Annotated in this window: 9 protein-coding genes; 8 read left to right on the plus strand and 1 reads right to left on the minus strand. The window is 42.9% G+C overall.

Annotation, left to right across the window (positions count from 1 at the left end; genetic code table 11):
* Together ACFI6J_RS15800 and ACFI6J_RS15805 are read left to right on the plus strand one after the other, a co-directional pair.
* Entirely contained in the window at positions 1–1014 is a 1014-nt protein-coding gene (locus ACFI6J_RS15800; protein ID WP_239299859.1) for an aspartyl/asparaginyl beta-hydroxylase domain-containing protein, read from the plus strand.
* On the plus strand, positions 992–2806 hold the full coding sequence (locus ACFI6J_RS15805; protein ID WP_462555852.1) for a putative 2OG-Fe(II) oxygenase: 1815 nt from the start codon (positions 992–994) through the stop codon (positions 2804–2806). Before ACFI6J_RS15800 ends, ACFI6J_RS15805 begins: the two co-directional genes overlap by 23 nt.
* A gap of 6 nt (positions 2807–2812) precedes the next feature.
* Here ACFI6J_RS15805 and ACFI6J_RS15810 read toward each other — a convergent pair whose 3' ends face one another.
* Entirely contained in the window at positions 2813–3370 is a 558-nt protein-coding gene (locus ACFI6J_RS15810) for a 2OG-Fe(II) oxygenase (RefSeq protein ID WP_014975937.1), read from the minus strand.
* 460 nt (positions 3371–3830) lie between these two features.
* Here ACFI6J_RS15810 and ACFI6J_RS15815 point away from each other — a divergent pair, with 460 nt between their 5' ends.
* Genes ACFI6J_RS15815 through ACFI6J_RS15840 form a run of 6 tightly spaced genes read left to right on the plus strand, consistent with a single transcriptional unit; the run spans position 3831 to position 8774 of the window.
* Positions 3831–4592 (plus strand): DUF3450 domain-containing protein, encoded by a 762-nt coding sequence (locus tag ACFI6J_RS15815; RefSeq protein WP_014948702.1) that lies wholly within the window; start codon positions 3831–3833, stop codon positions 4590–4592.
* A gap of 6 nt (positions 4593–4598) precedes the next feature.
* On the plus strand, positions 4599–5957 hold the full coding sequence (locus ACFI6J_RS15820; RefSeq protein WP_156078053.1) for a MotA/TolQ/ExbB proton channel family protein: 1359 nt from the start codon (positions 4599–4601) through the stop codon (positions 5955–5957).
* Position 5958: 1 nt separating this feature from the next.
* A complete protein-coding gene (locus tag ACFI6J_RS15825) occupies positions 5959–6483 on the plus strand; it encodes a MotA/TolQ/ExbB proton channel family protein (protein WP_012517736.1) in 525 nt (174 codons plus the stop codon).
* An 11-nt stretch (positions 6484–6494) separates the two neighbouring features.
* Positions 6495–6893: an ExbD/TolR family protein gene (locus ACFI6J_RS15830; protein WP_012517737.1), complete on the plus strand. Its 399-nt coding sequence runs from the start codon at positions 6495–6497 to the stop codon at positions 6891–6893.
* Position 6894: 1 nt separating this feature from the next.
* Positions 6895–7506 carry an energy transducer TonB gene (locus ACFI6J_RS15835; protein ID WP_014948704.1) on the plus strand — a complete coding sequence of 204 codons (612 nt, stop codon included), beginning with the start codon at positions 6895–6897 and terminating at the stop codon, positions 7504–7506.
* 2 nt (positions 7507–7508) lie between these two features.
* Complete coding sequence (locus tag ACFI6J_RS15840) at positions 7509–8774, plus strand: tetratricopeptide repeat protein (RefSeq protein ID WP_014975939.1); 1266 nt, start codon at positions 7509–7511, stop codon at positions 8772–8774.
* Positions 8775–8826 lie beyond the last annotated feature (52 nt).

Consider the following 8826-nt stretch of genomic DNA (forward strand, 5'->3'; position numbering starts at 1 on the left):
GTGAACGAAGGCTACTATAAAGTAGCCTTCTCGTTTCTAACGCTACTTATTAAAATGACAAAGCAAATTGAACAAGCCCTTAAACAACAGAATTTTGATCTCGCTACAGCGCTTTATTTAGAGTGGTACGAATCTTCTCCCCTAGACTTCAATATCGAAGGTAGCCAGCCTTCACGTGTTAAAGCTACACATATTGCTAACGCCGCAAATCTAGCGCGAAGAGCAGGTTTCAACGAACTGCAGTTTGTTAAAGATATATCTCCGCGATTAGGTGAAATGGTCAAAGTTTTGTTTGGTCTTGCACAACCTTCTTTTTCAAACCCGCTTCAACGACCTAATTTCATTTATATTCCTGAGCTTACCAGTAAACCGTTTTACGATATTCAGGAATGTGAAGGATTAAAGAGTTGGATACAGAGATTGCAGCCTTTTAAAGATGAGTTGTTGGATATAGGCAAAGTATCAAAAAGCAAATATGTTGAAGAGTTTGAAAATCTACCGAATTTGGAAGAGTGGAACAAGCTAAGAGATGAATGGCTCTCTACCCATCTAATAAAAGGTGGGGAACACAGTGAAGTGTTTAAATCGTTAAGTGAACCGCTCCGTGAAGTATTGGAAAGGGCACCATTGGCGCATTGTCCACCTCATGCACCTGAAATGTTTGTTTCTGTGCTAGAGCCTGGGGCATACATCCCTCCGCATTACGGAATTTCAAATTGTAAGCTTACCGTGCATATACCTTTAAAAGTCACAAAACATGCATCGTTGAAAGCGGGAGAAGAAATATTCAAGTGGGAAAATGAACAATCCGCGATGATCTTCGATGATAGCTTTCTACATTCCGCAAAAAATGAGAGCGATGATGTAAGAATTGTGCTTATTTTTGATATATGGCATCCAGACTTATCTTCGTTAGAAAAGGAAGGATTGGCAAAGTTTATGACAAAATTTGCTGTCTGGAACAATGGGGTAGGTAAGTTAGCTAACTTAGATGCACAGTTACGAAGAAAATAATAATAGTATGAATATAGTACAACAGCTCGTCTCAGCTTATAACCAGAAGCAATATCAGCAGATCATCCAATTTATTGAGAAGCAGTTATTTCTGTTGCAAAAAGACCCAGTATTTATTCAACTATTCTGTGGCTCGCTTCGCCAAGTTCAGCGAGTGAAAGAAGCTGAGAAATATTTAGTAAAAGGGCTGAAGAAATTTAAAAATCACCCCGAATTATCAAATGCTTTAGGTAATTTATACCTATCCACTCGGCGAATTGACTTGGCAGTATCAACCTTTCAAAAGGCGAGTAAATTAGCGCCTAACAATGTTGATTTACACTATAATTTGGCACGTGCACTAATTGAAAAAAATGCGTTAAAGCAAGCGCGTATAGCAGCAGAAAAAGTTCTAGCGTTAGTGCCGAATCACGTGCAAACGAAGCTAATTTTGGCAGACATTTTTTCGAAGCAATCAGACTTTAATGAAGCCATAATCGTCTTAAAAGATGTCTTAGCTATTAGTCCAGAAAATATTGTTGCTTTGAACAATATCGCCAATTTGTATCGCAAAATTGAAGACTATGAACAAGCATTAAAGCATTTTGAATTAGCGCTTTCTAAAACTAATGCTAACCCTACTATTTTAAGAAATTATGCAGCAGTACTCGCGCTATCAAATCAAAGAGAGCGCGCGGAAATGGTGTATCTGAAAGCATTGAAAGTTGCACCATCTGATTGGGAGCTTCAGGAGGAGCTGGCCAAGTTTCTATGGGAAGAGGGAGTTGATGCGCCATTTGTTCATATTGAATCATATATCAAACGACAACCTGAAGACGATAGCTTCAGGTTTCGTTTTATTCAGTTGCTAATACAAGCCGACGAATATCATGCGGCAAAAGAGCAATTAGACTTACTTACTACAGAAGCGATTAAGACTCACGAAATTGCGCCATTGAGGGCCAGAGTGCTCAGAGAACTAGGTGAGTATGAGGCTTCTATTGTTGAAATAGAAAATGCCAAAATACAGTCAAATAAAGTGGCGCTATTAAGTGAGAAGGGCTATTCGCTGCTTTGTTTGGGGCGCGCAAAAGAAGCACTCAACTGCTTCAACCAATTGATAAAAATAGAACCACTAAACCAAGGTTGGTGGACAATGTTATCTACATGTTGGTCTATGGCCGAACAAGAAAACCGTTATAAATGGTTGTGCGACTATGACAAGCTTGTTTACGTTAACGCTATTAAACCTAGTCCAGTTGATACTGCTAATTTCAATGAAAAACTAAAAACTGCCCTTGTAGAAAAACATCAGAATCAACGGCATCCTATTGGACAATCATTGAAGAATGGGACGCAAACATATGAAGATTTATTCGTCACATCCTTACCTATCATTAAAGAATTGTCGGAAAACATTTTAGCGCAGGCAAAACTATTTACCGCGCAACAGTGTGCTGACAAAACCCATCCGTTTTTATCACGGTTAAGCGATAAGCTTAAATATATCGGTTCTTGGTCAGTAAGGTTAAGAAATGGAGGCTTTCATAAGTCTCACTACCATCCAGAAGGATGGTTAAGCGGCGTTTACTATGTGGATGTGCCTAAAGCCGTTGATACGGATGGGCAAGGCTGGTTGATGTTTGGTAGGGCTGATATTGCGAATCAACGATTTGAAGGGGATTATGCAGTCAAACCCGAAGGGGGGACGGTCGTTCTGTTTCCATCATACATGTGGCACGGCACTAACGCTTTTACCACTGATGAACACAGATTAACCGTTGCCTTCGATATTATTCCAAACGAAAACTAAACGTAGTTACACTTTTTCTAGCTTAAACGCCAGGGTGTAACGGGGCGTGTAACAAATTCTATTGGGCGGTCTGCCGACGTGTTTGATCGCACCATGGAAAATTGCAACACGAGCAGGTTTTGGTGTGCACGCGAATAAGCAATCGTCGTTGTTGTCATAGAACAACGTTTCTCCTCCCCACTCAATGTCCCATTCAGGTGCAATATAAACCAAAACAGTGAACTCATTCGCATCAGGTGCACAATCTGTGTGCGTAAAAAGCATATCTCCATACGATGCGTGATTCACATATCCTCTATAGGCACTAAAATCTTGTTTTGTAATACCGCGAATGGCCTCAATTGCTCTGTGGTATACGGGGAGGGTTCTAATTTGCTCAGATGTTAGATTCACTGCCCAATGCCGATATTCTTGTGTATCAGGTCTAGCAATTTCGTCTCGCTTGAACGCGCTTACTTGTAAACCTTTGAATAAGCTTTCCGCTTCTGCCTGAGTACAAAGGTCGTCGAAGATCCACAGGGGTTTGTTCTCAATCGTAATGTGGTGAGTTGGCGTGAATGTCATTGCATACTCGTCTGTATTTTGGATTTTTCATGAAGTTTATATGATTAGCCCTTCTTTTAATAGCAAGTAACATCTAGGTTAAAAATCATATCTAATTTCTGCGAGTAGCCAGAAATGCGCGCTGATAAATTGTTAAATAAATTTGGTAATTGATTATTAGTTAATCGATTAAGGTGTCAGTGATGCTCCATTCTTGTTTGATGTCATTATTTTGGAATGAAATCTGCACTGCTAATGAACACAAATTAGGCAGACGGAATGAAATCTACTAGGTGTAAACAGTGTGTTACTTGACTAAACGTAACATTCCATGTGAGTATAATACGTTCGTAGTACTGACAATTGACGTCGGCGCTACATTCCTGAAACAAAATTGTGAAAGTTTTATACGCCCCTTGCCCGAATATTTTCCTATCGGCGAGGATTCAAATAAGAAATTTGGTTGGGAACTATGTCCAAAATGAGCAAGAGAACTCTTATTGCTTCTACTGTTATGGGTGCATTCGCACTAACAGGTAGCGCAGTCTCTGCAGATACGCTTGAAGATCTTCATAAAGAAGAAGCGAAAATCCACGCGGCTGCAGCGAAATCTCAAGAAAAAATCAATACGTTGTTTGAACAGTCTCAAGAACTACTTGTTGAGTATCGTCAAACAGTAGATGAGACAGAAAACCTTAAAATCTACAACGATTACATCGCAAGCCTAGTTGCAGACCAGCAACGCGGTATCGATTCATTACAACGTCAGATCGACAGCATCGAACAAACTAAGCAGGGCATCGTTCCTCTTATGTTCCGCATGATCGACAGCCTAGAGCAGTTCATCAAGCTAGACCGTCCAATTCACTTAGACGAGCGTCTACAGCGTGTTGAGCGTCTTCGCGACCTTATGGCTAACTCTAACGTAACTGTTTCAGAACAGTTCCGTCAGGTACTAGAAGCTTACCTAGTAGAAGTTGAATACGGTACTAAGATCAACTCTTACCAAGGTACTATCGACGACGCAGGCACAGAAGTTACTGTTGACTTCTTTAACCTAGGTCGTACGGCGCTAGTTGCACTTTCTCTAGACCAAACTCACGCATGGGTATGGAACAACGAAAGCCGCGCATGGGAAAAACTGGGTGACGAGTATCTGTCTTCAGTTGTTGACGCAGTTAAAATGGCTAACAACGTCATTCCTGCGGATCTGATTAAACTACCAATTAGCGCAGCGGAGTAATTGTTAATGAAACCAGTATTCAAATCTCTTTTAGCCGCTGCGACAGTTGCAGTTGCAGCAACCGGAGCGCAGGCTCAGGAAGCAAAGAGCCTGAAAGACCTTCTAGACCAGGTTCAACAGAACCGCGTTTCTGAAGCTCGCCTAGATAAGCAACGCGAAGCTGAGTTCCAATCAGCACGTGCTGACAAGCAAGCACTTCTTCGCAAAGCACAAGCAGATCTTAAAGCTGAACAAGCTCGTGGTGACCGTCTACAGAAGCAATTCTCAGACAACGAAGTTACATTAAACGAGAAAGCTGCTGAGCTAGACCAAGCTACAGGTACACTTGGTGAAATGTTCGGTGTGGTACGTCAAGCATCTTCTGAAGCTTACGGCCGTATCTCTACATCAATCGTAAGTGCACAATTCCCTGGCCGTGGTCAGTTCCTTGCTGAAATGTCAGAAGACTCTAAAGGTCTTCCAAACATTAAAGAACTTGAAGACCTATGGTTTGCTCTTCAGAAAGAAATGACTGAAGGCGGTGAAGTAGTTAAGTTCACTACAGAAGTTGTTAACCTTGACGGCGGTTCTTCACAGCAAGAAGTTGTTCGTGTTGGTACTTTCAACCTTGTTGGTGAAGCTGGTTACCTAGCGTATGACGCTGAAGCTGAAGTTGTTCAGCCTCTTGGTCGTCAACCAGATGGTCACTTTGTAGCTTCTGCTGACGAACTAATCGGCGCTACTTCTGGTTTTGTTCCTTTCTTTGCTGACCCTTCTCAAGGTGCAATCCTTGGTCTATTGAAGCAAAAAGCGACAATGTCTGAGCGTTATCATGCTGGTGGTCCAGTTGGTTACACAATCACAATTATGCTTGCGATTGGCCTACTAATTGGTATCTACAAAATGATCACACTAACGATCACTGGTGGAAAAATGCGTTCACAGCTTAAGAACGTAAACAATCCTTCAGAAGGTAACCCACTAGGTCGTATCCTTAAAGTTTACCAAGAGAATAAGACTGCTGATGCAGAAAACCTTGAGCTTAAACTTGATGAAGCGATTCTTCGCGAGCTTCCAAAAATTGAAAGCGGCATCAACGTTATCAAGATCTTCGCAGCGATTGCTCCTCTACTAGGTCTACTAGGTACAGTACTAGGTATGATCGAGACATTCCAAACCATCACACTATTCGGTACAGGTGACCCACGTATGATGGCAGGAAGTATCTCTATGGCTCTTGTAACTACTGCTCAAGGTATTATCGCGGCTCTGCCTCTAATCCTTACTCACAGCATCGTAGCTTCTCGAAGCAAGTCAATCATCCACATTCTTGATGAGCAAACTGCGGGTATCGTAGCTGCTCACTCAGAGTCGGAGAAAGCGTAATATGAATTACCTGATTGGATTATTCGAATCGGTCAGGGACTTTATCGCTACCGGCGGTGACGTACTATACTTCGTTGCTGCCGCGCTCTTTCTCATGTGGGTTTTAATGATTGAGCGTTACTGGTATTTAACCTCGGTCTTCCCAAAGGTGAAGAAAAACATCATCGCGAATTGGGATGCCCGAGCAGATACCACATCATGGTATGCGCATAGAATCCGTGACGCGTGGATTTCTCAAGCGTCAGACGATCTTAACGCTAGAATGCTGATTATCAGAACCATTATTGCAATGTGTCCACTAATCGGTCTACTTGGAACAGTAACCGGTATGATCAGTGTTTTCGAGACAATGGCAACACAGGGCACCAGCAACGCTCGTCTAATGGCAGCTGGTATCTCTATGGCAACGATCCCGACAATGGCGGGAATGGTAGCCGCGCTATCTGGACTGTTCATCAGTTCACGTCTTGAAGCGAAAGTGAAGCTGGCAAGAGAAGGGCTAGTTGATAGCCTGCCACATCATTAGAGAGAGAGATTATGGCTCGAAAAGTCAGAACCGAGGAAGAAGATGCACAGATCGACATGACGCCCATGTTGGATATCGTGTTTATCATGCTGATCTTCTTTATCGTTACCACTGTTTTCGTTAAAGAAGCAGGGATCGAAGTCAACAAGCCAGATGCGAGCCAGGCGATTCTTCACAAAAATGCAAACATTTTCATCGCCGTAACTGAAGACGGAAATGTTTGGCTAGACAAGCGTGAAGTAGCGCCGGACAGCGTAAGAGCGAATATTGAGAGACTGCTTACCGAGCAGCCTACAGACTACGTAATCATTCAAGCTGACGTTAAAGCGAAGCATGGTTTAGTAGTTGAGATTATGGATCAGGTTAAAGCCGCTGGCGTTAACCGAGTCTCGGTAGCGGCAAGGGGATAAGATGTTACGTATAATTGTATCTATACTTTTAGGTGCTGGTGTTGCATTTGCCCTTTTCGTTCTAATGGCCAAGTTGATTGAAAATTCATCTAGACCAGCAGACGAAGTACCGCCTGCACCGGTTATCGATATTGTAATGCAGGAACCAGACGACCAAACGCAAACGCGTACTCGTGTTCCACCACCACCGCCGCCTCCGCCGCCACAGCCTCCTAAAATGGAGCAAGTTGAGCCGGAAACTGCGGAACCTGATGCAGATGGCTTTAGCTTAGCTATTCCAGCTATCGACACAGGTGGTGTTGGTGTAAACATCGGTGGTGTTGGTGCAATGCAGCGTGATGGTGAAGCAACACCTATCGTTCGTATCGACCCGAAATATCCACCTGATGCAGCCCGTGACGGCCGTGAAGGTTGGGTAAGACTGTCTTTCACTATCAACGAAGTTGGTGGTGTTGAAGATATCGAAGTTATCGAAGCTGAACCTAAGCGCGTATTCGACCGTGAAGCACGTCGTGCTCTACGTAAGTGGAAATACAAGCCTAAGATCGTTGATGGCAAGCCAGTTAAACAACCTGGCATGTTCGTACAGCTAGACTTTAAACTGGAGCAATGATCATGATGAAACGTACATTCAAAATGTCAGCCGTTGCTTTAGTGCTAGGCGCAGGCGCGGTGCTTTCAGCACCCGCTGCCCTAGCGCAGTCAGCACCTGTTGTTTGTCCTGGATATGAGAAAGGAAAAACAACGCTTGTAGGTGAGCGTACCGGTAAAAAAGTTCAGAAAGCTTTTGAGTTCTACAATGAAGACCAAGTTAATGAAGCACTAAACGTACTTTACGAAATCGACGCATCTGACGATTTCGATAGAGCTTACGTAAAGCGTTTTATTGGTAACTTACTTGCTGCGCAAGAAGGTCAAGGTGGTAAAGCTTTAGGGTATTTGGTTGAATCAGTTGAACCAAAAGTTCTAAACGACCTTGAACACTCTCAAACACTTAAATTACTAGGTGATTTGAGCATGCAGGAAGAGAAGTACACTGATGCCATTAAATGGTATAACAAGTGGATGGACTTCACGTGTAAAGAAGACGCAGACGTATATACGCGTTTGGCACAGGCTTACTTTGAATCTAAGCAATTAGCGAAGATGGTTGAGCCAGCAGACAAAGCGATTGCTTTGTATGAAGAGCCAAACAAAAACCCGTATGTATTAAAGCTAACTTCTTACTACGAGCGTAAGATGTACCCTGAAACGGTTGCTGTGGCGGAAGATCTTGTTAGAACTTTCCCTCAGGAAAAAACTTGGTGGTCACGTCTTGGCTTTTTCTACATCTTAGTTGAAGACTATAAGAAAGGTCTTTCAACGCTAGAACTTGCTTATATGCAGGGCTATCTAGAGAAAGAGTCAGAAATAAAGACGCTTGCTCAGCTTTATCAAAGTAACGGTATGCCTTACAAGGCGGCCAAGTTGCTTGAAAAGCACGTGAAAGAAGGCTTGCTAAAAAATGATGCCGATATGTTAGCAAACGTAGCTAATGCTTATCACCAGGCAAAGAACTTCAAAACAGCTGCCGACTTGTATGCACAAGCTGCTGCTAAGAGTTCAGACCCTGAGCATTATCGTAAGCAAGGTACACTTTTACTTGTGGCGGAAGACTACAAAGGCGCTATTAAAGCACTAGAGAATGCTCTAGAGCGTGGTGCTGAAGACCCTGAGAAGATTCACTTCACGTTAATGGAAGCGAACTTCTACGCAGGTAACTTCAAGTCTGCTTACAAGCACGTACAAGAAGCTAAGAAAGATCGCTCTCTACGCCGCAACGCTGCAGCGTGGGAACCTTATATCAAGGAAAAAGCGAAGAACCGCGGTATTAGTATCTAATATGTGGTTTTAGCAAAAAAGCCTCCCTTTGGGAGGCTTTTTTTTGCCCTTA

It is taken from the genome of Alteromonas sp. G4i13 (assembly GCF_054960505.1).